Source organism: Methylibium petroleiphilum PM1, assembly GCF_000015725.1.
GTDB classification, from domain to species: domain Bacteria; phylum Pseudomonadota; class Gammaproteobacteria; order Burkholderiales; family Burkholderiaceae_C; genus Methylibium; species Methylibium petroleiphilum.
On the sequence record NC_008825.1, the window covers coordinates 3,931,513 to 3,954,649 of the forward strand.

Here is a 23,137-nt window from a genome sequence, read left to right on the forward strand (position 1 = left end):
GCGGCCCGCCCGGGCTTTACAAAGCCGCCACAATCGCGCCCCATTGCTTAACCGTGCGGCCCGCAGACTGGCGACTCCTTCGCCGCCAGCCCACACCGACCGCCGCACCCGCACCCCAGGACCCCGGCTCCGTTTCCCATGACCGCACCTCCCGACACCGCATCGCGCCCGCGTTGGCGCCGCCTTCTCGCCCATCGTGCCCTGTGGGCCGTGATCGCGCTGCTGCTGATCGTCGGCGGCGGCTACGCGGCCTGGCGCCTGTTCTATGGCCAGCCCAACCTGCGCGAGCAGTACCAGTTCGCGACGGTGCAGCGCGCCGACATCCAGGACCTGGTGACCGCGACCGGCACCGTGCAGCCGCGCGACTACGTCGACGTCGGCGCACAGGTGTCCGGGCAGTTGAAGCGGCTGCACGTCGAGGTCGGCTCGATCGTCAAGGCCGGCGACCTGCTGGCCGAGATCGACCCGACGGTGCTGACCGCCACCGTCGATGCGCGCCGCGCCGGCCTGCGCAACCAGCGCGCGACGCTGGCCGAGCGTGAATCGCAGTACGCGCTGGCGCAGCTGCTGCTCACCCGCCAGCGCAACCTGATGAAGGACGACGCGACGACCACCGAGTCACTGCAGCAGGCCGAGGCCACCGCCAAGGCCGCCAAGGCGCAGATCGACGCCATCAAGGCGTCGATCGAGCAGACCGAGTCGACGCTCCGGGCCGACGAGGCCAACCTCAACTACGCCAAGATCTACGCCCCGCTGGCCGGCACCGTGGTCAGCGTCACCGCGCGCCAGGGCCAGACCCTGAACGCCAACCAGTCGGCGCCGACCATCCTGCGCATCGCCGACCTGTCGACGATGACGGTGCAGACCCAGGTGTCGGAAGCCGACGTCAGCAAGCTGCGCCAGGACATGACGGTCTACTTCACGACCCTGGGCAGCCAGGGCCGGCGCTGGTACGGCACGCTGCGCAAGGTGGAGCCGACGCCGACCGTGACCAACAACGTGGTGCTCTACAACGCGCTGTTCGACGTGCCCAACAACAACCAGGCACTGATGACGAACATGACCGCGCAGGTCTTCTTCATCGCGGCCGAGGCCAAGGATGCGCTGGTCGTGCCGGTCGCGGCGATCGGCAGCACCGGCAGCGGACGCACCGGCGGGGGCCGCCGCGAGCGCGGCGAGCCCGAGCGCGCCGCATCGGCACCGGCCGAGGGCGCCAGCGCTCCCGCGGCCTCCGCCTCCCCCCCGACCACGAGTGCGGGGGCCGCGTCCGTACCAGCACGGCGCAGCAGCAGCAGCGCGGCCCCTGCCGCAGCCCCGGCGGGAACGGGCGCTGCGGCGCCGCGCAGTGGCGCACCACTGCCGGAGCGCTTCGCGGGCATGAGCCGGGAAGAGCGCCGCGCCGCGTTCGAGGCGATGTCCCCCGAGGAGCGCCAGGCCTTGCGCGAACAGCGCCTGGCGGCCGGCGATGACCGCCTCCACCGCGGCGAGAACGCACGTGCACCGGCGACGGCACGCGCCGCATCGGCAACCGCCGCCGCCAGCGGCCCGACCATTCCTGCCACCGGCGGCTTCGCGACCGTCGAACGGCCGCGCGGCACGCGCCGCTCGACCGTGAAGGTCCTGACGCCGGCCGGCACGCTGGAGGAACGCAGCGTCGAACTCGGCGTGAGCAACCGTGTGCAGGTGCAGGTGCTGTCCGGGTTGAGCGAGGGCGACCAGGTCGTCGCCGGCATCAAGCAGCCGCAGCAGGCGCAGGCCCCCCGCAGCGCCGGCGCGCAGGGCGGTGGCCTGCAGCAGGGGCCGGCCGGCATGCCGCCGGGCATGGGACAGGCGCCGCGAGGCCGCTGATGCAGCGCGACCCCGAACCGGCCGTCGCCACCACCGGGCTGCGCCCCGGCGAGACGCCGCTGATCGAGCTGCGCGGCGTGACCAAGACCTACCGCAACGGCGACCTCGCGGTGCAGGTGCTGCACGGCATCGACCTGACGATCTACGAGGGCGAGTTCGTCGCCATCATGGGCGCGTCGGGTTCGGGCAAGTCGACGCTGATGAACATCCTGGGCTGCCTCGACAAGCCCACCACCGGCAGCTACCGCTTCCTCGGCCGCGACGTGTCCTCGCTCGACCGCGACGAACTCGCGCTGCTGCGGCGTGACGACTTCGGTTTCGTGTTCCAGAGCTACCACCTGATCGCGACCGCAACCGCGGCAGAGAACGTGGAAGTGCCGGCCATGTACTCCGGCCTGCCGCCAGCGCAGCGGCACGAGCGCGCGAAGGCGCTGCTCGGCGAGCTGGGCCTGGCCGACCGGCTGGAGCACCGGCCCAACCAGTTGTCGGGCGGGCAGCAGCAGCGCGTGTCGATCTCGCGCGCACTGATGAACGGCGGCCGCATCATCCTCGCCGACGAACCGACCGGCGCGCTCGACAGCAAGAGCGGCGCCGACGTGATGAAGCTGCTGGCCGACCTGTCGGCACGCGGCCACACGGTGCTGCTGATCACCCACGCGAAGGAAGTGGCCGACCACGCCGACCGGCTGATCGAGATCAAGGACGGCCGCATCGTCGCCGACCCCGGCTCGGCGTCGCCGTCGCCCGAGCAGGCCGACTACGTGCCGCCGGCCATCACCCACGAAGGCTCGCACCTGGCCGACGTGGTGGAGGCCGCGAAGATGGCGCTGCGTTCGCTGCGCGCCAACCTGTTCCGCTCGGTGCTCACGCTGCTGGGGATCGTGATCGGCGTCGGCTCGGTGATCGCGATGCTGGCGATCGGCGACGGCGCAAAGCAGGAGGTCATCAACCGCATCAGCGCGATGGGCTCGAACCTGATGCTGGTGCGCCCCGGCGCGCCCAACCAGCGCGGCTTCAACAGCACCGCGACGCTGGTGGTCGCCGACGTGGCTGCGATCGATCAGGTGCCCAACGTGCTGGCCGCCGTGCCCGAACAGAACAGCAGCGCGACGCTGCGCTACAGCGGCGCCGACTACAGCACCAGCATCAACGGCACCTCGTCGAAATTCCCGCTGGCGCGGCAGTGGCCGGTGGCCCAGGGCAGTTTCTTCAGCGCCGAGGACGAGGCGAGCTACGCCACGGTGGCGGTGCTGGGCCAGACCGTCGCGAAGGCGCTGTTCCCCGACGGCGCGAACCCGGTGGGCGAGTACGTGCTGGTCAACAACCTGCTGTTCCAGGTGGTCGGCGTGATGACGGCGCGCGGTGCATCGCCGATGGGCTCGGACCAGGACGACATCGTGTTCGTGCCGTATGCGACCAGCAGCCTGCGGCTGTCGGGCCAGCGCTTCATGCGCAACGTGACGGTCGCGGTCGACGACGTGTCGCGCATCGACGAGACCCAGGAGGCCGTGGAGTCGCTGCTGCTCGACCGCCATGGCGTGGTGGACTTCCAGATCCGCAACATGGCCTCGATCATCGAGGCCACCGAGCAGACGCAGAACACGCTGACCATCCTGCTCGGCTCGATCGCGGCGATCTCGCTGCTGGTGGGCGGCATCGGCGTGATGAACATCATGCTGGTGTCGGTGACCGAGCGCACCCGCGAGATCGGCATCCGCATGGCCACCGGCGCGCGCGAGCGCAACATCATGCAGCAGTTCCTGATCGAGGCGATGGTGGTGTCGGCGATCGGCGGTGCGGTGGGCGTGGTGGGCGGACTGGCCACCGCCGCCGCGATCGGCGCGTTCGGCACGCCCGTCCAGTACTCGCTCGCGCCGGTGCTGCTGGCCTTCGGCTGCGCCTTCGGCACCGGCCTGGTGTTCGGCTGGCTGCCGGCGCGCAAGGCCGCGCAGCTCGACCCGGTGGTCGCGCTGGCCGCCGAATGAACACCCTCTCCCGCCCCATGTCCACGATGCTTCCCCGACCCGCGCCGCGCTGGCGCGCCTCCGCCCTGCTGATCGCGCTGGCCCTCGCCGGCTGCGCGACGGCGATCGACACCACGCGGCCTACGCTGGACCTGCCGCCGCAATGGAACGAGGCCGCGACCGCCGCCAGCGGGCCGTTGCAGCGCGACTGGTGGCGCGGCTTCCAGTCCGACGAGCTGGCGCGGCTGATCGACGCCGCCCAGGCCGGCAGCCCGACGCTGGCGATCGCCGCCGAGCGCGTGCAGCAGGCCGAGATCGCGGTGCGCAGCGCTGGCGCGACGCTGTTCCCGTCGGTCAGCGTCAGCGGCAATTCCGGCGCCCGGCGCGCCGACCCGGGGCCGGGGTTCGACGCCAGCACCAGCAAGTCGTCGAGCGTGTCGCTCGGCGTCAGCTACGAGATCGATCTGTGGGGCCGGCTCGCCGCCGGCGTGAAGGGCGCCGAGGCCTCGCTGGCCGCCAGCCGCTACGACCTCGAGACCGCACGGCTGTCGCTCAGCACCGGCGTGGCCAACGCCTATTTCCAGGTGCTCGCGCTGCGCATGCGGATCGAGATCGCGCGCGACAACCTGGCCATCGCCGAGCGCGTGTTCGGCATCGTCGAATCCCGCTACCGCAACGGCGCGGCCTCGGCGCTGGACGTGAGCCGCCAACGCATCACAGTGCTGTCACAGCGGGCCACGCTGGAGCCACTGGAGGTGCAGGAGCGCCAGACCGTCACCGCGCTGGCCATCCTGCTCGGCCGCCCGCCGCAGGCGCTGCAGGTGGAGACGCGCAGCTTCGAGCGCTTCGCGGTGCCCGAGGCGGGCGCCGGTCTCCCGTCGGAGCTGCTGGTGCGCCGCCCCGACCTGGCCAGCGCCGAGGCCCAGCTCGCCGCGGCCGATGCCGACGTGGCCGCGGCCCGTGCCGCGCTGCTGCCCAGCGTGTCGCTGTCGGGCTCGGCCGGGCTGGCCAGCACGGCGCTGCTGTCGCTGGCCAATCCATCCTCCAGCCTCGGGCTGAGCGCTTCGATCGTCCAGACGCTGTTCGACGGCGGGCGGCTGCGCAACCAGGTGGCGCTGGGCGAATCGGCGCGCCGCCAGCTGGTGGAGAGCTACCGGCTGGCCATCTACACCGCGCTGAAGGAGGTGGAGGACGCGCTCGGCAACGCGGTGCGCAACCGCGGCCAGGAGCAGGCGCAGCTGGCGATCCGCGACGAGGCGCAGCGCTCGCTGCGCCTGGCCGAGCTGCGCTACCGCGAGGGCGCCGACGACCTGACCAGCGTGCTGGACGCGCAGCGGACGCTGTTCTCGTCGATCGACCAGCTGGCGCAGCTGCGGCTGGCCCGGCTGACGGCGGCACTGGATCTGTTCAAGGCGCTGGGGGGCGGCTGGTCAATGAGTGGTCGCCAACTTTCTTCATGAGCCACAAATCTCAGCGCTGCAATCCTCAGGCCGGCATCGGCGCACCGCGGTCACACGATTCGACAATAATTTGACAAATCTTAATACGAATAATTATCATCATTGACTGAGCGCTGTCGATCCCTGACAGCCCCCCGGTCAGCCATCTGCTTTTCCTCGCGTCGAAACGCGGTCGGGATTGCCGCAGAGAGCCAGCCTCTGTGCCCGTTTCGCCGTTTCGACCACACCGAGGAGAACCCATGGCCTACATCCAGGCTCGCAAGCACGCCCATCCCCCACGACGGACCGCTTCGGCCGCCGCCGCCTTCGCCGTGCTCGCCATTCCAGCCGCCGTGCACGCCCAGCAGGCTGCAGTGCCCGCCGACGCCGCTTCGGCGCCGGCCAGCACGCAGGTGCTGCCGGAGATCAAGGCGAAGGCGGCAGCCGACAACGGCATCAAGGCCGATGTGTCGGCCTCGCCCAAGTTCACCCAGCCGCTGGTGGACACGCCGCAGACCATCACGGTCATCAAGAAGGAAGTGCTGCAGCAGCAAGGTGCCACCTCGTTGACCGAAGCGCTGCGCAACACGCCCGGCATCACGCTGCAGATGGGCGAGAACGGCAACACGCAGACCGGCGACGCGATCTTCATGCGCGGCTTCGACACCTCGGCGAGCATCTTCGTCGACGGCATCCGCGACCTGGGCAGCATCTCGCGCGACACCTTCAATCTCGAGCAGGTTGAGGTGATCAAGGGTCCGTCGGGCTCGGACAACGGGCGTGGCGCGTCGTCGGGCTACGTCAACATGATCTCGAAGTCGCCGCAGCTGCAGAACTTCGGCAATGCCAGCGTCACCCTCGGCACCGACGACCGCAAGCGCGCCACGCTCGACCTGAACCGCGCACTGGATCTGGCGATCCCCGGCTCGGCCTTCCGCCTCAACCTGATGGCGCAGGACTATGGGGTCCCGGGGCGTGACGAGGTGAAGACCAAACGCTGGGGCTTTGCGCCGTCGCTGGCCTTCGGCCTGGGCACGCCGACCCGCACCGTCCTGAGCTACCTGCACGTCAAGCACGACAACACGCCGGATGGCGGCGTCTCGACCTTTGGTTTGCCCGGCTACATCTTCAGCTCGCCCACGGCCACCGGCCCCGCGGTGAACTCGAAGAACTTCTACGGCTCCCGCAATGACCACGATGACGTGACGGTGGACATGCTCACCGCGCGCATCGAGCACACCCTCGCGCCCGGCTACACGCTGCGCAACACGACGCGCCTCGGCCGCGCCGAGCAGGATCTTCTGGTGACGGGTGTGAACGCGGTCAACACCAGCAGCGGCGATCCGGCAACCTACACGGTGGCCCGATCGCGTCAGGGCAAACGCCAGAGCAACGACATCCTGACGAACCAGACCAACCTGAACGCCGAGTTCAAGACCGGCGCCGTGGAGCACTCGCTGTCGACCGGCTTCGAGTTGATCTACGAACGCCAACGCACTATCACGCCGCAGACGCTCACCAACACGACCCTGCCCGCCTCGCTGCAGCAGGTGCCCGCGAACCTGTACGACCCGAACCGGAGCGACGTGTTCCTGACGCCGCCGTACAAGGGCGCCTACACACGCGGAAACACGCTGAGCGCGGCGGTCTATGCCTTCGACACGCTCAAGCTGTCGGAGCAATGGCTGCTCAATGGCGGCGTGCGTTGGGAGAAGTTCCACGCCGAGACCAACGGTTCGACCTTCACCGCGGCCACCGCCACGACGCCGGAGTCGCTGGTCCAGAACGCACCGTTGTCGCTGACCGACAGCCTGCTGAGTTGGAAGGTTGGAGCCGTGTTCAAGCCGGCGCCCAACGGCAGCATCTACGCGACCGTGTCCAATTCCTTCCAGCCGCCGGGCGGCAGCAACTTCGCGCTCAGCAGCCAGGAGAACAGTGCGAACCGGCCGGACCTCGATCCGCAGGAGGGTAGCAACATCGAGATCGGCAGCAAATGGGATCTGCTCGACGGCAAACTCTCGGCCGTCGGCGCGATCTTCCGCAGCGAGAACAAGAACGAGCTCCTCTCCGACGGTGCAACGCCGCCGACCTATTCCCAGGTAGGCAAGCGTCGCGTCGACGGCGCCGAACTCGGCCTGATCGGCCAGATCACTCCGGCGCTGAGCCTCAGTGCGGGCCTGGCCTATATGGATTCGGAGATCCTCAAGGGCACGGCGGCCAACCAGGGCGGCGTGATCGTCTTCACGCCGAAGATCACCTTCACCTCCTGGGCCACCTACAAGCTGCCCTTCGGGTTGACCGTCGGCGGCGGCGCACGGTACGTGGACACGGTGGCCCGGAGCAGCAATCTCGTGACCACGAGCAACCTGCTCGAGACGCCCGACTACTGGGTGGCCGATGCGATGCTGGCCTACGACGTGACGAAGAATCTGTCGCTGCAGCTCAATATCTACAACGTGTTCGACAAAGAGTACATCGCGGCGATCAACAACGGTGGCTCGCGCTACGTGCCGGGCGCCGAGCGCAACGCGCTGCTCACCGCGAACTTCAGCTTCTGACCTGCTGAATCGCCGATGCACCCGGCCGGGTGCGAAACTCGCGAGCCTCTCCCCGGAGAGGCTCGCTGCATTGAAAGGCCGAAGACCATCATGATGCTGCACGTGCCCGAGGTCCTGACGCGCGATCAGGTCGCCGACATCCGCACGCGGCTCGACGCCACCGACTGGGTCGATGGCCGCGCCACCGTCGGCCCGCAGGGCGCCCAAGTCAAGCAGAACCGCCAGTTGCCCGAGCTGTCGCCGGTGGGCCGCGAACTCGGCGAGACCATCCTGAAGGCGCTGCTGGTTCATCCGCTGTTCGTCTCGGCCGCACTGCCGCTGCGCACCGTGCCGCCGCTGTTCAACCGCTACGAGGGCGGCGAGCACTACGGCCTGCACATCGACGGCGCAGTGCGCTCGGTGCCGGGCACCCACCTGCGCCTGCGCACCGATCTGTCGAGCACGCTGTTCCTCAGCGACCCGGACGACTACGACGGCGGCGAGCTGGTCGTGGTCGACACCTACGGCACGCACGAGGTCAAGCTGCCGGCCGGCGACCTGATCCTCTACCCGTCGACCAGCCTGCATCGCGTCGAGCCGGTGACGCGTGGCACGCGCGTGTGCTCGTTCTTCTGGACGCAGAGCATGGTGCGCGACGACGGGCAGCGCCACCTGCTGTTCGAGCTCGACCAGGACATCCAGAAACTGCGCGAGAAGCTCGGCGATTGCCCCGAGGTGCTGAGCCTCACCGGCCACTATCACAACCTGCTGCGCCAGTGGGCCGAGGTGTGACGCGGCGGGCCGCCGCTCACGGGCCCTGTCGGGACACGCTCAGTACACGTCGCGCCGCAGCCGGCCGGTCTCGATGAGCCGATCGACCGCGTCGCGGCCCAGCACGTCGACCAGCGCGGCCTCCACGCCCGCGGCCATGCCGACCCGGCTGCCGCAGACGTAGAGCGCGGCACCGCGGGTAACCCAGTCGCGCAGCACGTCGGCCTGCTCGCGCAGGCGGTCCTGCACATAGCGCTTGCCCGGCTGGTCGCGCGAGAACACGAGGTCGGTGCGTTCGAGCACGCCGCTGGCCTGCCAGGCAGCGATCTCGTCGCGGTAGTAGGCGTCGTGCGCGGCATGGCGCTCGCCGAACACCAGCCAGTTCGCGCCGTGTCCGGCCGCGGCGCGGGCCTTGAGGTGGGCGCGCAGGCCGGCCAGGCCGGTGCCGTTGCCGACCAGGATCAGCGGACGGCCGGCGTTGTCGCCGAGGCGGAAGTTGCCGTGGGCGCGCAGCCGCAGCGCGATCTCGTCGCCGATCGCGGCCCGCTCGGTGAGCCAGCCGGACGCCAGGCCCGGCGTGCCGTCGGCGTGCCGTTCCTGGCGCACCAGCAGGTGCACGCGGCCATCGGCGGGCAGCGAGGCGATCGAGTACTCGCGCGGGCGTTCGCCGTCGCCGGGCGGCAGCACCTGCACCAGGTCGCCGGCCTGCCAGTCCGGGCTCGGCGCCGCGCCGGCCGGGGCCTCGAGCTCCAGGTGAAAGCAGGGGCCGCCGGCGCTGCCGGGGTTGAGCAACCGGCGATGCGCCAGCCGCCACGGCTCGAATGCCGCCGCGAGCTGCCAGTCCGGCAGATCGCTGGTGCCCGCCAGGCGCGCCACCTGGTGCTGCCACTGCTGCAGCGCCAGGGCATCGCCCCCGTCGACGTCGATGCGCTCGAACATCGCCTGCGCTCCCTGCCGGCGCAACCAGGTGTCGAGCGCGCGGCCGAAACCGCAGTAGTGCTGATACTCGCGATCGCCGAGCGCCAGCACGGCGCAGTGCAGGCTCTCGAGCGCGAGGGGCGTCTCGGCGGCCTGGGCCATCAAGCGGCGCACGAACGGCGCCGCCGCATCGGGTGGATCGCCTTCGCCGTAGGTGCTGACGATGAACAGGGCCCGTTCCGCCGCCGCCAGATCACCGGCCTGCAACTCCGCCAGACTCGCGATGCGCGCCGGCACGCCGGCCGTGTGCAGCGCCTGCGCGGTCTGCCAGGCGATCTGTTCGGCGTTGCCGGTCTGGCTGGCGTGCGCCACCAGCACCGGTTGCGCGCCCTCCGCGGCCGGCGCCAGGGCGGCGGCCGCACGCGCCACCCGGGCTTCGCGCGCCCGGTGCGCGCGCCAGGTGCCGGCGCACAGCGCCACATAGGACAGCACGGTCCCGCCCGCGGCGAGCGCCCGCAGCGCGTCGTCGGACAGCGGCGTCATGCCAGCAGTGCTTCGAACCCGGCCGTCGGGCGGGCCTCGTGGCCGCCATCCGCAGCACGGCGGATGAACAGCACGGCCAGCCGCTCCCGCTCGGCGTAGGTCCAGCCCTCATCGGGCCCGAGCACCGTCAGCGCCGTGGCCAGCGCGTCGGCCTGCATGCATTGCGCGTGCACGACCGTCACCGACGCCAGCGCGTGCCGCACCGGCCGGCCGGTGCGCGGGTCGATGGTGTGGGAATGGCGCTCGCCGTCGTCGGTCTCGAAGCAGCGGAAGTCGTCGCCGGAGGTCGCGACCGCCAGCCCCTTGAGTGCGAGCACCGGACCGGCATCGCCCTGTTCCAGTCCGGGCAGCCGGACCGCCACCCGCCACGGCTGCCCATCGGGCCGGCGGCCCATGCCGAGCAGCTCGCCGCCGACCTCGACGAGCGCGTTGCCGCAACCCAGCCGCTGCAGCGCACGCGCGACGGCGTCGACCGCATAGCCCTTGGCGATCGACGACAGGTCGACGTAGGTGCCGCCATCCTGGCGTGCACGGCGCTGCTCGACGTCGAGCTGCACGCGCTGCCAGCCGATGCGGCGGCGCGCCATCTCCAGATCGCCTTCCGTCGGCGCATCGCGGCGCGCCGGGTCGGGGCCGAAGCCCCAGAGGTTGACCGCGGGGCCGACGGTCGGGTCGTAGGCCCCACCGGTGGCGCGCGCCAGTTCGAGCGCGTGCTGCAGCACGCTGAAGAGGGGCTCGGGCAGTTTCTGCCAGCGGCCCGGCGCGGCGCGGTTGTAGCGGCTCAGGTCGGAGTCGTCCTCCCAGGTGCTCATCTGGCGCACCACCAGGTCCAGCGCGATCTCGATCGCCTCGCGGACCTCGCGGCGGGCCGGGCCGGGCGTGGCCGGCGCATGCCAGTACTTCACGCTCCAGCGGGTGCCCATCGTCGGCCCGCCCAGCTCCTGCACGGCGGCGGCCAGCAGGCGCGGCGCGACCCCACCGTCGTGGCGGTAGCCCGGCAGGGGCAGGTCGGCGAAGGACAGGCGTGTCGTCATGCGGCCGCGGCGCTCGGGGGCGGTCGGCCCGTCATTGCGGCAGCACTTCCAGCACCGCGGCGTAGACCAGCCGGCGCTCCTTGGCCTGCTTCAGCGTGGTCTTGCCGTCCCTGGTGCTGACCTCCAGGCGGTAGAGCCCGGGCTGCGGCCAGTTGACCTTGACCTGGCCCTTCGCGTCGGTCTTCAGCGTCATCTCGCCGATCTTGTCGCGGTAGCGGGTGCCGCCGAAGACGATCTCGACCTCGAGGTCTGCGGCCGGCTGGCCGTCGAGCAGGAAACCGAACGTCGCCGCCTCGCCGGTGAACAGGTCGTTGGGGTGCGTGACGGGCACGAACTCCAGGCCCTTGCCGGTCGGCTGGATCGCGCTGGGTTTGCCAACGGTGATGAAGGTCTCGAGGCGGCTGATGCCTTCGTTGACCGTCAGTTCGGGCGCATCGGCCGGGACCTCCTTGGCGAAGTTCTCGGCCGTGCCGCGGAAGCCCTTGTTCTGGCCGGTGGCCGCGTCCTTGTAGCGCGCCGTCACGCCGCTGAAGCCGTTGGCCACGCGGTAGGTGCCGGCCTGCGTGAGGTTCAGGTCGAACACGCTGCGCAGCTTGCCGACCACCACGTTCTCGGGCGCCACGGCGCTGCCGTCCGGCGCGGTGACCGCCAGCCCGTCGAGCCGCAGCGGCGCGTGGTTGAAGTAGAAGATGTCGTTGCCGGAGGCCCCGTCGATCGTGACCCATTGAGGCTTGGACAGCACGGTCGACGAGGGCACCAGGAAGCTGCTGTGGGCGCGCGCCAGCGGCACCGACAGACCGAAGGCGAGCGCCGTCGTGACGACGAGCGCGAAACGGGAACGGGACATGGGGATCTCCTGGACGGGGTGAGGGGTCCGATGGCGGTTCAGGGCTTGAGCTCGAGCGTGACTTCGCCGAGCTCGCTGCTGCCCTGGGCACTCAGCTGCTGCGCCTTGGCGGGCGGCCACTGGAAGGGGATGCTCAGCAGCTCGCGACCGCCGGACTCGCGGGCCGCCTCGACCACCAGCTTGTAGTCGCCGGGCGCCAGCTTGCCGAGCGGCTTGGCGCTGTCGTTGAAGCTGAGCCTGTGCTTGCCCACCGGGCGTGTGGCGCTGGTCAGGCCGTCGGCCGGCACCTGCAGTTCGCGGCCGCTGCGGCGCCACCACTGGCGCATGTCCTTCAGCCACTTCGCGCCCTCGCCGTCCTTCTTGGCGGTGGCGTACCAGACCGCGAGGTTGGCGGCGACGCCCTGGTCGGCGCGCTCGACCCACATCGCGACATAGGGGCGGTGGTATTCGGCGACGGTCAACCGGGGCACCTCGACACCGACCGCCAGGTCGGCCGCCAGAGCCGGGACACCGAGCGCCGCGGCGCTCAGCGCGATGGAGTAACGCACGTGCATGGCAGGGCTTTCTTCTTCAGTGGATGAACAGCAGGGTGAGCAGCAGCGGGATCACCAGTCCCAGGCCCACGATCGGCCAGGTGGTCGGCCGGTTGGCCGCGTGCAGCTTCAGGATGAACAGGCCGGTCAGACAGAACACCAGACAGGCGACCGCGAACAGGTCGATGAACCACGACCACGCCACCCCGGTGTGGCGCCCCTTGTGCAGGTCGTTGAGGTAGGAGATCCAGCCGCGGTCGGTGCGCTCGTACTCCGCCGCGCCGCTCTCGCGGTCGATGCGCAGCCAGGCGTCGCCGCCGGGGCGCGGCAGCGAGATGTAGAGCTCCTCGTCGGACCACTCGGCGTCGCGGCCTCGCACGTCGACCGCGATCTGCGTCTGGATCCAGTCGGCCAGGCGCGCGGGCAAGGGCGCGCGCGGCGACGACGGCAACACATCCGGCGTCACCAGAGCCTTCAGTTCCGGCGGCAGCTGCAGTTCGCGGGCGGTCACGGCCGGCCGGCTCTCGATCTGCGCGGCGTGGTTGAGCGTGATGCCGGTGACGCTGAACAGCAGCATGCCCAGCAGGCAGACCGCCGAGCTGATCCAGTGCCATTGGTGCAGCGTCTTCAGCCAGTAGGCCCGTTGCGGGTGGTCGGTCTTGCGCATGCCTTCGCGTCTCTTCGCGCCCGGGCACGCAGCCTCGCGGACTGCAACGCGCCCTCCTCAAAAGTTGCGGCTTAGTGTAAGCTACTAAATGCGAATCACTATCAATCACGCAACGTAAAGATTCTCCTCCGCCGGGCAGCCGGCGGGGATCGCGCGTCGCGGAGATGACCGAGGAGCCACCGCAAGCCCGTCGCCAGCGGTTCTGTGTGTTCGACACGACCAAAGGAACGATCCGATGCTTGCCACTCCCCGCGTGGGCGCCCTCGCCTGCGCCTTGCTGACCTGTGCACCGTGGGCTCTCGCCCAGCAGACCCCGCCCCCCGTTGCGCCGCCGGCGGCCACGCCGTCCGACGAGGCCGCCAGCACGCTGCCCGAAGTGAAGGCCACCTCCCAGGCCGAGACGGCGACCGGCCCGGTGCCGGGCTACACCGCCCGGCGCAGCGCCACGGCGACCAAGACCGACACGCCGCTCAACGAAGTGCCGCAGTCGATCTCGGTGATCGGCGCCGAGCAGGTGCGAGATCAGAACTCGCTGACGATCCAGGAGGTGCTGCGCTACACGCCCGGCGTGCGCGCCGAGATGTACGGCCTCGACAACCGCGGCGACTACTACGCGATGCGCGGCGGCAGCGAGGGCTCCACGCTGCTCGATGGGCTGCGCCTGCCGATCACCGGCTACTGGGGCAGCGTGCGCAACGAGCCCTATGCCTTCGAGCGCATCGATGTGCTGCGCGGGCCGGCCTCGGTGATGGCCGGCCAGAACGGGCCGGGCGGCGTGGTGAACCTGGTGTCCAAGCGGCCGTCCGCCGAGGCACAGCGGGAAGTGCAGGTGCAACTCGGCAACGACGACCACAAGCAGGTCGCGGCCGACCTGGGCGGCGCGCTCGTCGACGACGGCCGCCTCGCCTACCGCGTGATCGCCTTGCGCAAGGACAGCGGCAGCCAGGTCAAGTACGCCGACCAGGAGCGCACGCTGTTCGCGCCCTCGCTCCGCTGGCAACCGCTGGCCGGCACCTCGCTGACGGTCTACGGCGAATACCAGAAGGACAGAAGCCTCAACCAGAACGGCTTCTTTCCGATCGCAGGTACGCTCAACAAGGCGCCGAACGGCCGCCGCATCGACCCCGAGGTGTTCGTCGGCGAACCCGACTGGGACACCTACGGCGGCACGCGCAAGCGCTTCGGCTGGGAGCTCGAGCAGCAGCTGAACGCGCAGTGGACGCTGCGCCATCACCTGCGGCGCGACAACGTGACCGGCCATCTCGCCACCGCCTACGCCGACTGGAGCCAGTACGTCGGCGCGGACGGCCAGGTGGACACCGTCGACCCCACCAACAACACCTACCTGAACCGCTACGGCTACGTGGCCGACGACCGCTCGCGCATCAACAACGCCGACCTGCTGCTGCAGGGCAAGCTCGCGTTCGGGCGCACCACGCACACGCTGCTGACCGGCGTCGACTACATGTCGCACCGCATGCTGCACATCGACCGTGGCAGCTTCCTGATGACGCCGCTGGATCCCTTCGATCCGGTCTACGGCACCTCCCCCTTGCCGGCGCTCGACCCTGCGCAAAGCTTCGTCAGCGACTCGCGCGTGCGCAACGTCGGCCTGCTGATCCAGGACCAGGTCAAGTTCGACGAACGCTGGGTGCTCACCGCCGGCCTGCGCCACGACAAGGCGAAGACCGATGCCGCCAAGGACTCGGCGAACTCGAAGAACCTGGGCATCGTCTACCTGGCCGACGGCGGCTGGTCGCCCTACGCCGGCTACTCGGAGTCCTTCCAGCCGGTGGCCGGCACGACCAGCCCGGCGCGCGGCGGCCGGCCGTTCGAGCCCTCGCGCGGCCGGCAGCTGGAAACCGGCGTCAAGTGGATGCCGGCCGATGCGCCGGTGAGCGCGTCGGCGGCGGTGTTCCGGCTGAAGGAGAGCAACCGGCTCGCCAACGACCCGGCCGACGTGAACTACTCGATCCAGGTCGGCGAGTCCACCGTCGACGGCCTCGAACTCGACGCGACCGCGACCTTCGCCGCGTGGCAGCTGCTGGCCAACTATTCCTACACCCGCGCCCGGCTCACCGGCGCGATCGACGTGAACCGCGGCGAGCAGCTCAGCAGCATCCCGAAGCACGCCGCCTCGCTGTGGGCGGTGCATCGCTTCGGCGCCGCGGGCATGCCCGGGCTGCGGGCCGGCGGCGGCATGCGCTATGCCGGTCCGTCCTGGGATGGGTCGGGCAACAACCGCGTTCCGTCCGTCACGTTGCTGGACCTGCTGGTCAGCTACGACACGGGGCCGTGGACGCTGTCACTGAACGTCAACAACCTGACCGACAAGACCTACATCGCCACCTGCCTGGAGCGCGGCGACTGCTGGTTCGGCACGCAGCGGCGCGCCGTCGTGTCGCTGGCCTACCGCTGGTGACGCCGAGCCGAGGATCGGGCGGTGGCGCGCGGCAGCCGTTAAGCTGCGCCTCGCCACCGCCCGACCCGGAGCCCGCTTGAGCGACGCCGCCCCCCCGCACCCGCCCAACCAGTTCGCGCTGCTGACGCAACGGCGTTTCGCGCCCTTCTTCTGGACCCAGTTCCTCGGCGCCGGCAACGACAACCTGTTCAAGTTCGCCTTCACCGTGCTGGTCACCTACCAGCTGCAGGTGGCGTGGCTGCCCCCCGCGCTGGCCGGGCTGGCGATCGGCGCGCTGTTCATCCTGCCCTTCCTGCTGTTCTCGGCCACCTCGGGCCAGCTGGCCGACAAGTTCGACAAGACACGCGTGATCCGCTTCGTGAAGACGCTGGAGATCGCGATCATGCTGCTCGCCGGCTTCGGCTTCTGGACTGCCCACGTGCCAACGCTGCTGGCCTGCGTGTTCCTGATGGGGCTGCATTCCACGCTGTTCGGCCCGGTCAAGTTCTCCTACCTGCCGCAGCACCTGGGCGAGCGCGAACTGACCGGCGGCAACGGCATGGTCGAGATGGGCACCTTCGTCGCCATCCTGCTCGGCCAGGTGGCCGGAGGCCTGCTGGTGGCGGTGCCCGACGTGGGCCGGCACTACGTGGCCTTCGCCTGCCTGGGCGTGGCGCTGCTCGGCCGCGCCACCGCGCAGCTCGTGCCGGCCTCGCCGCCCACCGACCCGGCGCTGGTGATCAACTGGAACCCGGTCAGCGAGACCTGGCGCAACCTGAAGCTCGCGCACGGCAACCTGGTGGTGTTCCGTTCGCTGCTCGGCATCTCGTGGATGTGGTTCTTCGGCGCGGTGTTCCTGTCGATGTTCCCGGCCTTCGCGAAGGAGGTGCTGGGCGGCGACGAGCAGGTGGCCTCGCTGCTGCTGGTGGTGTTCTCGGTGGGCATCGGCATCGGCTCGCTGCTGTGCGAGATGCTGAGCCGGCGCCACGTGGAGATCGGGCTGGTGCCGTTCGGCGCGATCGGCATGAGCGTGTTCGCGATCGATCTCTACTTCGCGACGCGCGGCCATGCGCCGGGCAGCGGCATCGCCGGGCTGGGCGAGTTCGTGCGCCAACCCGGGCACTGGCGCGTGATGGCCGACCTGGCGCTGCTCGCGCTGTTCGCCGGCCTGTACAGCGTGCCGATGTACGCGCTGATCCAGCTGCGCTCGCCGGCCTCGCACCGCGCCCGCATCATCGCGGCCAACAACATCCTCAACGCGCTGTTCATGATCGTCAGCGCCGTGATGGCCGGCGCGCTGCTGAAGGCGGGCCTGACGATCCCGCAGATCTTCCTGGTGACGGGGCTGCTGAACGCGGTGGTGGCTGCCTACATCTTCCTGCTGGTGCCGGAATACCTGCTGCGCTTCATCGCCCTGATCGCGACGCGCCTGGTCTACCGCTTCCGCGTGCACGGCGACGAGCACATCCCCACCACCGGCGCTGCGGTGCTGGTGTGCAACCACGTGAGCTTCGTCGACCCGATCCTGCTGATGGCCGCGAGCCCGCGGCCGATCCGCTTCATCATGGACCACCGCATCTTCGCGACGCCGGTGCTGGGCTGGCTGTTCCGGCTCGCCAAGGCGATCCCGATCGCCCCGCAGAAGGACGATCCAGCCACCTACGAGCGCGCCTTCGCCGAGGCCCGCAAGGTGCTGGACGACGGTGAGCTGCTGTGCATCTTTCCGGAAGGCGCGATCACCCGCGACGGCGCCCTGCAGCCCTTCAAGGGCGGCGTGATGAAGATCCTGGAAACCCACCCGGTGCCGGTGGTCCCGCTGGCGCTGCACGACCTGTGGGGGTCGTTCTTCTCGCGTGCGAGCGGTGCCGCGATGACGCAACCGTTCCGGCGCGGACTGTGGAGCCGCGTGGGCCTGAGCGCCGCGGCGCCGCTGGCCGCCGTCGAGGTCACGCCGGAGCGCCTGCGCGAACGCGTGGCGGCGATGCTGGCGGCCTGAAGCGCCGCCCTCAGACGCCCCGTGCCCGGTCCGCCCGGAACTGCGCGCGGAACGCCTCGAAGCGCCCGGCGTCGAGTGCCTCGCGCACCTCGCGCATCAGGTTCAGGAAGTAATGCAGGTTGTGGATGCTGGTGAGCATCGGCCCGAGCATCTCGCCGCAGCGGTCGAGATGGTGCAGGTAGGCGCGGCTGAAGCCGTTGCAGGCGGTGCAGGTGCAGCTCTCGTCGATGGGCCGCTCGTCGGTCTTGTAGCGCGCGTTGCGCAGCCGCAGGTCGCCGTGGCGGGTGAACAGGTGGCCGTTGCGGGCGTTGCGCGTGGGCATCACGCAGTCGAACAGGTCGACGCCCTGGGTCACGCCCTCGACCAGGTCTTCCGGCGTGCCCACGCCCATCAGGTAGCGCGGCTTGTGGGCCGGCAGGCGGTGCGGCGTGTGCGCCATGATGCGCAGCATCTCGTCCTTCGGTTCGCCGACGCTGACGCCGCCGATCGCGTAGCCGGGAAAGTCCATCGCCACCAGCGCGTCGAGCGAGGCCTGGCGCAGCGGCTCGAACATGCCGCCCTGCACGATGCCGAACAGCGCGTTGGGGTTCTCGAGCCGCGCGAACTCGGTCTTGCAGCGCGCCGCCCAGCGCAGGCTCAGCTCCATCGACGCACGTGCTTCCTGCTCGGTCGTCAGGTGGCCCGAGGTCTCGTAGGGCGTGCACTCGTCGAACTGCATCACGATGTCGGAGTTCAGCACCGTCTGGATCTGCATGCTGGTCTCGGGCGTGAGGAACAGCTTGTCACCGTTGACCGGTGACGCGAACTTCACGCCCTCCTCGCTGATCTTGCGCATCGCACCGAGCGACCAGACCTGGAAGCCGCCGCTGTCGGTGAGGATGGGGCGTTGCCAGTTCTCGAAGCGGTGCAGGCCGCCGAACTGGCGCAGCACGTCGAGCCCGGGACGCAGCCACAGGTGGAAGGTGTTGCCGAGGATGATCTGCGCGCCCATCGCCTCCAGCGAGGCCGGCATCACGCCCTTGACGGTGCCGTAGGTGCCGACCGGCATGAAGATCGGTGTCTCGACCACGCCGTGGTTGAGCGTGAGGCGGCCACGGCGCGCATGGCCTTCGGTGTGCAGCAGATCGAAGCGGAGCATGCCGGATTGTCGCAGCGGCCCGCGCGCCGGCTAAGCTCGCGCGCATGCTGCCGATCGTTCAACGCGTGTTCCGCCGCCTGACCCGCCAGGCCGTCACCGACCGCAGCCTCAGCGTGCTGACGCTGCTGCTGCTCGCCGAGGTGGTGCTGCTGCCACCGCTGGTCGAGGTGGGCTGGCTCAACCGGCACCTGGCCGACGCCGGCTTCCTGGCAATGCTGGCGCTCGGCGTGTGGATGCTGTCCGACCACACGCTCGCGGGCCGCTGGTTCGTCGCCACCGCCTTCGGCAGCCTGGTGATCCGTGTCGCCAACCTGTGGCTGCCCGACAGCGAGCTGCGCGGCGCCGACGCACTGTTCGCGATGGTCAACCTGGTGGTGCTGGGTTGGCTGACGCTGGCCTACACGCTGGCCGCCGGCCGCATCAACGTGCACCGCGTGCTGGGCGCGATCGCCGCCTTCCTGCTGATCGGCCTGGCGTTCGCGCAGGCGCACCGGCTGGTGGCCATCTACGCCGGCGACGGCGCCTACTTCATGTTCGGCCAGCCGGTGGACTATGCCGCGCTGGTGGCGCGGCTCAACTACTTCTCCTTCGTCACGCTCACCTCGCTGGGCTATGGCGACATCACGCCGGTGCACGCCGCGGCGCGCTCGCTGGCCATCCTGCAGGTGCTGATCGGCGTGCTCTATCCGGTGGCGCTGCTGGGCTGGCTGGTGTCGCTGTTCGCGCACCAGAACCAGCAGCCTCCGCACTGAGCCCGAGCGGCGATGCCTAGGGCCTGTTCGCGTCGCGGCTCAGGATCCACTGCACCAGCCGGCGCGCGTCGGGCTCGCTGATCGCGACGCGATTGGGAGGCATCGCCAGGCCGCTGACCTTGCCCTTCCAGTGGCTGTCGTAGGGGTTGGAGCCCGCCAGTACCGTGGCGGTGAGCTGCTTCTCGGCCCCGGACTGGCCCTTGTACTTGACCGCGACATCGCGCCACGCCGGACCGATCGGCGGCAGGCCGTCGGGGCCCTTCGCACCGGGTTCGACATGGTGGCAGGTCATGCAGCCGCTGCCGGTGGCCAGCTTCAGCATCGCGGCGTCATCGGGAGCGGCCATCGCCTGCGCGGCAGCGAGCCACAGGGCGCAAAGGGCCGGAGAGAAAGAACGAACGGCAACGGGCTTCACGGCAAGGGTCCTTCGTGGTGGGAATCGACGGGTCGTCGACGCCACCTTAGGGACTGGCAAGCGCTGCGCCTTGCGCCACGTCAAGCCATCGCGGAGTCACTCCACGATGGAGCGCCGTGGAGCAAACGATGCGGCGCGCACGCGACGCTTTGCTAGCGCCGCTGCAACAGCATCGCGTCGCCGTAGCTGAAGAAGCGGTAGCGCTCGCGGATCGCATGCGTGTAGAGCGTGCGGATGCGCTCGTGGCCGGCGAAAGCGCTGACCAGCATCATCAGCGTGCTGCGCGGCAGGTGGAAGTTGGTCAGCAGCCGGTCGACCACGCGGAACGTGAAGCCCGGGGTGATGAAGATGTCGGTCTCGCGCGCGCCGGCCTGCAGTTCGCCGCCGAGCGCGGCCGACTCCAGCGCCCGCAGCGTGGTGGTGCCGACCGCGACCACCCGCCCACCGGCCGCGCGGGTGCGCGCGATCGCGTCGACGGTGGCCCCCGGCAGCTCGAACCACTCGCTGTGCATGCGGTGCTCGGCCAGCTGCTCCACGCGCACCGGCTGGAAGGTGCCGGCGCCGACGTGCAGCGTCACGCTCGCACGTGCGACCCCCTGCGCCTCCAGCGCCGCCAGCACCTCGGCATCGAAATGCAGGGCCGCTGTCGGCGCGGCCACGGCGCCGGGCGCACGCGCGAACACGGTCTGGTAGCGGCGCTCGTCGTCGGCATCGTCGCCGTGCTCGATGTAGGGCGGCAGCGGCACGTGGCCGTGGCGTTCGAGCAGCGCGAACGGGTCGCCGGGCAGGCGCAGGTGGAACAGCGAGCCGTCGGGCCCGCAGCGCCCCAGCACCTCGGCATCGAAGGCGGTGCTGCCGCCGTCGCGGCCGGCGAAGTGCACGCGGCTGCCGGGCCGCGGCGACTTGCTGGCGCGCAGGTGCGCCCACACCTCGTGCGTGCCGGGCAGCACGCGCTCGACCAGCGCCTCGACGCCGCCGCCGCTGGCCTTGCGGCCGTACAGCCGCGCCTTGATGACGCGCGTGTCGTTGAACACCAGCAGGTCGCCGGGCGACAGCAGCGACGGCAGTTCACGGAAGCGGCGGTCGAGCGGCGCGTCGCCGCGGCCGTCGAGCAGGCGCGAGCCGCTGCGCTCGGGCGCCGGATGCTGGGCGATCAGCTCCGGCGGCAACGCGAAGTCGAAATCGGCAACGGTGAGGGGATGAGCGGGGGCGTCGGACATGGCGTGCAGGCTGGACCGGCCTGACGAGGGCAGAAGGCAGAATTGTTCCATGCCCCAGGCCTCGCGCTCCGCACCGCCCGCCGCCGCTCCGGCGAAGTCGGGCCCGGCACGGGCGATGGAGAAGCTCGGCCTGGTGCGCGACATCGACCTCGCGCTGCACCTGCCGCTGCGCTACGAGGACGAGACGCGCGTCACGCCGATCGCCGCGGCGCACGAGGGCGAGACGGTGCAGGTCGAGGGCCGCGTGCGCGACAGCCGCGTCGAGCTGCGACCGCGCCGCCAGCTCATCGTGCGGCTGGCCGATGACAGCGACGAGCTGGTGCTGCGCTTCCTGCACTTCTACCCCTCGCACCAGAAGACGCTGGCGGTCGGCGCGCGCCTGCGCGTGCGCGGCGAGTTGCGCGGCGGTTTCCTCGGCCGCGAGATGGTGCACCCCAGCTTCAAGGCGGTGAACGACGACACGCCGCTGGCCACCGCGCTGACGCCGGTCTACCCGGCCAGCGCGCAGCTGCCTCAGGCCTACCTGCGCAAGGCGGTGAGCTCGGCGCTGACACGCGCGCCGCTCGATGAGCTGCTGCCGCCCGGCAGCGTTCCGGCCGGCTTGCCGAGCCTGAAGCAGGCCCTGCTGTTCCTGCACCACCCGGCGCCCGAGGTGATGCTGGCGACGCTGGAGGACCACAGCCACCCGGCCTGGCAGCGGCTGAAGTTCGACGAGCTGCTGGCCCAGCAGCTGTCGCAGCTGCAGGCACAGCGCGAGCGCGCCGCGTTGCGCGCGCCGCCGCTGCGGGCGGGCGCCGGCGGCCTGCACGAGCAGTTGCTCGCGGCGCTGCCGTTCCGCCTGACCGGGGCCCAGCACCGCGTGACCGAGGAGATCGCGCGCGACCTGGCCCGCCCGCACCCCACGCACCGGCTGCTGCAGGGCGACGTGGGTTCCGGCAAGACGGTGGTCGCGGCGCTGGCGGCCACCGTGGCGATCGACGCCGGCTGGCAGTGCGCGCTGATGGCGCCGACCGAGATCCTGGCCGAGCAGCACTTCCGCAAGCTGGTCGGCTGGCTCGAGCCGCTGGGCGTGCCGATCGCCTGGCTCACCGGCAGCCAGAAGGGCAAGGCGCGCACGCGCATGCTGGAGCGCGTGGCCAGCGGCGAGGCGCGGCTGGTGGTCGGCACGCACGCGGTGATCCAGGACCGCGTGGTGTTCGAGCGCCTCGGCCTGGCCGTCATCGACGAGCAGCACCGCTTCGGCGTCGCGCAGCGGCTGCAGCTCAAGCGCAAGCTCGAGGGCACGCCGCTGGAGCCGCACCTGCTGATGATGTCGGCCACGCCGATCCCGCGCACGCTGGCGATGACCTACTACGCCGACCTCGACGTGAGCACCCTCGACGAGCTGCCGCCGGGCCGCACGCCCATCGTCACCAAGGTCTTCGCCGACGGCCGCCGCGACAGCGTGATCGCGCGCATCCGCGACGAGGTGGCGAAGGGCCGTCAGGTCTACTGGGTGTGCCCGCTGATCGAGGAGAGCGAGACGCTGGACCTGCAGAACGCCACCGAGACCCACGCGCGGCTCGGCGAGGCGCTGCCCGGCGTGCAGGTCGGCCTGCTGCACGGCCGCATGCCGGCGGCCGAGAAGGCCGCGGTGATGGCGCGCTTCACCGGCGGCGAACTGGCGGTGCTGGTATCGACCACGGTGATCGAAGTCGGCGTCGACGTGCCCAACGCGAGCCTGATGGTGATCGAGCACGCCGAGCGCTTCGGGCTGTCGCAGCTGCACCAGCTGCGCGGTCGCGTCGGCCGCGGCAGCGTGGCCAGCGTGTGCGTGCTGCTGTACACGCCGCCGCTGTCGGACACCGGCAAGGCGCGCCTGCGAGCGATGGCCGAGACGAACGACGGCTTCGAGATCGCGCGCCGCGACCTCGACATCCGCGGTCCCGGTGAATTCATGGGCGCCCGCCAGAGCGGAGCGGCGCTGCTGCGCTTCGCCGACCTGGCCGAGGACAGCGCGCTGCTGGCCCAGGCGCGACAGCTGGCGCCGCAGCTGCTGGAACACCACCCGCGAGCGGCCGACGCCCACGTGAACCGCTGGCTCGGCAGCAAAGCCGAGTACCTGAAGGCCTGAC

17 protein-coding genes are annotated in these 23,137 nt (G+C 70.7%); 9 read left to right on the plus strand and 8 right to left on the minus strand.

Annotated elements, in window-relative coordinates:
- Nucleotides 1–138 precede the first annotated feature (138 nt).
- From MPE_RS18800 to MPE_RS18820, 5 genes are all read left to right on the plus strand, one after another.
- Complete coding sequence (locus MPE_RS18800) at nucleotides 139–1,848, plus strand: efflux RND transporter periplasmic adaptor subunit (RefSeq protein WP_011831294.1); 1,710 nt, start codon at nucleotides 139–141, stop codon at nucleotides 1,846–1,848.
- Nucleotides 1,848–3,833, plus strand: a complete 1,986-nt coding sequence (locus tag MPE_RS18805; protein WP_011831295.1) for a MacB family efflux pump subunit — start codon at nucleotides 1,848–1,850, stop codon at nucleotides 3,831–3,833. Before MPE_RS18800 ends, MPE_RS18805 begins: the two co-directional genes overlap by 1 nt.
- Before the next feature lie 26 nt (nucleotides 3,834–3,859).
- Nucleotides 3,860–5,272 (plus strand): efflux transporter outer membrane subunit, encoded by a 1,413-nt coding sequence (locus tag MPE_RS18810; RefSeq protein ID WP_041930313.1) that lies wholly within the window; start codon nucleotides 3,860–3,862, stop codon nucleotides 5,270–5,272.
- A 239-nt stretch (nucleotides 5,273–5,511) separates the two neighbouring features.
- A complete protein-coding gene (locus MPE_RS18815) occupies nucleotides 5,512–7,809 on the plus strand; it encodes a catecholate siderophore receptor Fiu (protein ID WP_011831297.1) in 2,298 nt (765 codons plus the stop codon).
- A 90-nt stretch (nucleotides 7,810–7,899) separates the two neighbouring features.
- Nucleotides 7,900–8,580, plus strand: coding sequence for a Fe2+-dependent dioxygenase (locus MPE_RS18820; RefSeq protein WP_041929763.1), 681 nt, complete (start codon nucleotides 7,900–7,902; stop codon nucleotides 8,578–8,580).
- Nucleotides 8,581–8,619: 39 nt separating this feature from the next.
- Here the strand turns inward: MPE_RS18820 and MPE_RS18825 are convergent, their stop codons facing one another.
- From MPE_RS18825 to MPE_RS18845, 5 genes are read right to left on the minus strand one after another with little or no spacing between them, the layout of a single operon-like run.
- Complete coding sequence (locus MPE_RS18825) at nucleotides 8,620–10,020, minus strand: sulfite reductase subunit alpha (protein WP_011831299.1); 1,401 nt, start codon at nucleotides 10,018–10,020, stop codon at nucleotides 8,620–8,622.
- A complete protein-coding gene (locus MPE_RS18830) occupies nucleotides 10,017–11,054 on the minus strand; it encodes an FAD:protein FMN transferase (RefSeq protein ID WP_011831300.1) in 1,038 nt (345 codons plus the stop codon). Before MPE_RS18830 ends, MPE_RS18825 begins: the two co-directional genes overlap by 4 nt.
- A gap of 31 nt (nucleotides 11,055–11,085) precedes the next feature.
- Entirely contained in the window at nucleotides 11,086–11,901 is an 816-nt protein-coding gene (locus tag MPE_RS18835) for a DUF4198 domain-containing protein (protein ID WP_011831301.1), read from the minus strand.
- 38 nt (nucleotides 11,902–11,939) lie between these two features.
- Nucleotides 11,940–12,455, minus strand: a complete 516-nt coding sequence (locus tag MPE_RS18840) for a DUF2271 domain-containing protein (protein WP_011831302.1) — start codon at nucleotides 12,453–12,455, stop codon at nucleotides 11,940–11,942.
- Between the two features lie 16 nt (nucleotides 12,456–12,471).
- On the minus strand, nucleotides 12,472–13,101 hold the full coding sequence (locus MPE_RS18845; protein WP_011831303.1) for a PepSY-associated TM helix domain-containing protein: 630 nt from the start codon (nucleotides 13,099–13,101) through the stop codon (nucleotides 12,472–12,474).
- A gap of 235 nt (nucleotides 13,102–13,336) precedes the next feature.
- Between MPE_RS18845 and MPE_RS18850 the strand changes: the two genes are divergently transcribed.
- Complete coding sequence (locus MPE_RS18850) at nucleotides 13,337–15,523, plus strand: TonB-dependent siderophore receptor (RefSeq protein WP_011831304.1); 2,187 nt, start codon at nucleotides 13,337–13,339, stop codon at nucleotides 15,521–15,523.
- Between the two features lie 76 nt (nucleotides 15,524–15,599).
- Complete coding sequence (locus MPE_RS18855; protein ID WP_011831305.1) at nucleotides 15,600–17,498, plus strand: MFS transporter; 1,899 nt, start codon at nucleotides 15,600–15,602, stop codon at nucleotides 17,496–17,498.
- Between the two features lie 10 nt (nucleotides 17,499–17,508).
- On the opposite strand, the gene tgt is transcribed toward MPE_RS18855, so the two are convergent.
- The gene (gene tgt, locus MPE_RS18860; RefSeq protein WP_011831306.1) at nucleotides 17,509–18,636 is read right to left on the minus strand and encodes a tRNA guanosine(34) transglycosylase Tgt; all 1,128 of its coding nucleotides are present in this window, start codon (nucleotides 18,634–18,636) and stop codon (nucleotides 17,509–17,511) included.
- 44 nt (nucleotides 18,637–18,680) lie between these two features.
- On the opposite strand from tgt, the gene MPE_RS22915 reads away from it, so the two are divergent.
- Nucleotides 18,681–19,388 (plus strand): potassium channel family protein, encoded by a 708-nt coding sequence (locus MPE_RS22915; RefSeq protein WP_011831307.1) that lies wholly within the window; start codon nucleotides 18,681–18,683, stop codon nucleotides 19,386–19,388.
- Between the two features lie 16 nt (nucleotides 19,389–19,404).
- Here the strand turns inward: MPE_RS22915 and MPE_RS18870 are convergent, their stop codons facing one another.
- Both MPE_RS18870 and queA read right to left on the minus strand, forming a co-directional pair.
- Nucleotides 19,405–19,734, minus strand: a complete 330-nt coding sequence (locus MPE_RS18870; protein ID WP_049820844.1) for a c-type cytochrome — start codon at nucleotides 19,732–19,734, stop codon at nucleotides 19,405–19,407.
- Nucleotides 19,735–19,955: 221 nt separating this feature from the next.
- Nucleotides 19,956–21,023, minus strand: coding sequence for a tRNA preQ1(34) S-adenosylmethionine ribosyltransferase-isomerase QueA (gene queA, locus MPE_RS18875; protein WP_011831309.1), 1,068 nt, complete (start codon nucleotides 21,021–21,023; stop codon nucleotides 19,956–19,958).
- Between the two features lie 49 nt (nucleotides 21,024–21,072).
- Between queA and recG the strand changes: the two genes are divergently transcribed.
- A complete protein-coding gene (recG, locus tag MPE_RS18880; protein ID WP_041929765.1) occupies nucleotides 21,073–23,136 on the plus strand; it encodes an ATP-dependent DNA helicase RecG in 2,064 nt (687 codons plus the stop codon).
- Nucleotide 23,137: the final 1 nt, after the last annotated feature.

What these genes read in the sequence shown, in the direction of transcription:
- MPE_RS18800 (WP_011831294.1), top strand. Translation starts at nt 139, where the DNA reads ATGACCGCACCTCCCGACACCGCATCGCGCCCGCGTTGGCGCCGCCTT.
- MPE_RS18805 (WP_011831295.1), top strand. Translation starts at nt 1,848, where the DNA reads ATGCAGCGCGACCCCGAACCGGCCGTCGCCACCACCGGGCTGCGCCCC.
- MPE_RS18810 (WP_041930313.1), top strand. Translation starts at nt 3,860, where the DNA reads ATGCTTCCCCGACCCGCGCCGCGCTGGCGCGCCTCCGCCCTGCTGATC.
- MPE_RS18815 (WP_011831297.1), top strand. Translation starts at nt 5,512, where the DNA reads ATGGCCTACATCCAGGCTCGCAAGCACGCCCATCCCCCACGACGGACC.
- MPE_RS18820 (WP_041929763.1), top strand. Translation starts at nt 7,900, where the DNA reads ATGATGCTGCACGTGCCCGAGGTCCTGACGCGCGATCAGGTCGCCGAC.
- MPE_RS18825 (WP_011831299.1), bottom strand. Translation starts at nt 10,020, where the DNA reads ATGACGCCGCTGTCCGACGACGCGCTGCGGGCGCTCGCCGCGGGCGGG.
- MPE_RS18830 (WP_011831300.1), bottom strand. Translation starts at nt 11,054, where the DNA reads ATGACGACACGCCTGTCCTTCGCCGACCTGCCCCTGCCGGGCTACCGC.
- MPE_RS18835 (WP_011831301.1), bottom strand. Translation starts at nt 11,901, where the DNA reads ATGTCCCGTTCCCGTTTCGCGCTCGTCGTCACGACGGCGCTCGCCTTC.
- MPE_RS18840 (WP_011831302.1), bottom strand. Translation starts at nt 12,455, where the DNA reads ATGCACGTGCGTTACTCCATCGCGCTGAGCGCCGCGGCGCTCGGTGTC.
- MPE_RS18845 (WP_011831303.1), bottom strand. Translation starts at nt 13,101, where the DNA reads ATGCGCAAGACCGACCACCCGCAACGGGCCTACTGGCTGAAGACGCTG.
- MPE_RS18850 (WP_011831304.1), top strand. Translation starts at nt 13,337, where the DNA reads ATGCTTGCCACTCCCCGCGTGGGCGCCCTCGCCTGCGCCTTGCTGACC.
- tgt (WP_011831306.1), bottom strand. Translation starts at nt 18,636, where the DNA reads ATGCTCCGCTTCGATCTGCTGCACACCGAAGGCCATGCGCGCCGTGGC.
- MPE_RS22915 (WP_011831307.1), top strand. Translation starts at nt 18,681, where the DNA reads ATGCTGCCGATCGTTCAACGCGTGTTCCGCCGCCTGACCCGCCAGGCC.
- MPE_RS18870 (WP_049820844.1), bottom strand. Translation starts at nt 19,734, where the DNA reads ATGGCCGCTCCCGATGACGCCGCGATGCTGAAGCTGGCCACCGGCAGC.
- queA (WP_011831309.1), bottom strand. Translation starts at nt 21,023, where the DNA reads ATGTCCGACGCCCCCGCTCATCCCCTCACCGTTGCCGATTTCGACTTC.
- recG (WP_041929765.1), top strand. Translation starts at nt 21,073, where the DNA reads ATGCCCCAGGCCTCGCGCTCCGCACCGCCCGCCGCCGCTCCGGCGAAG.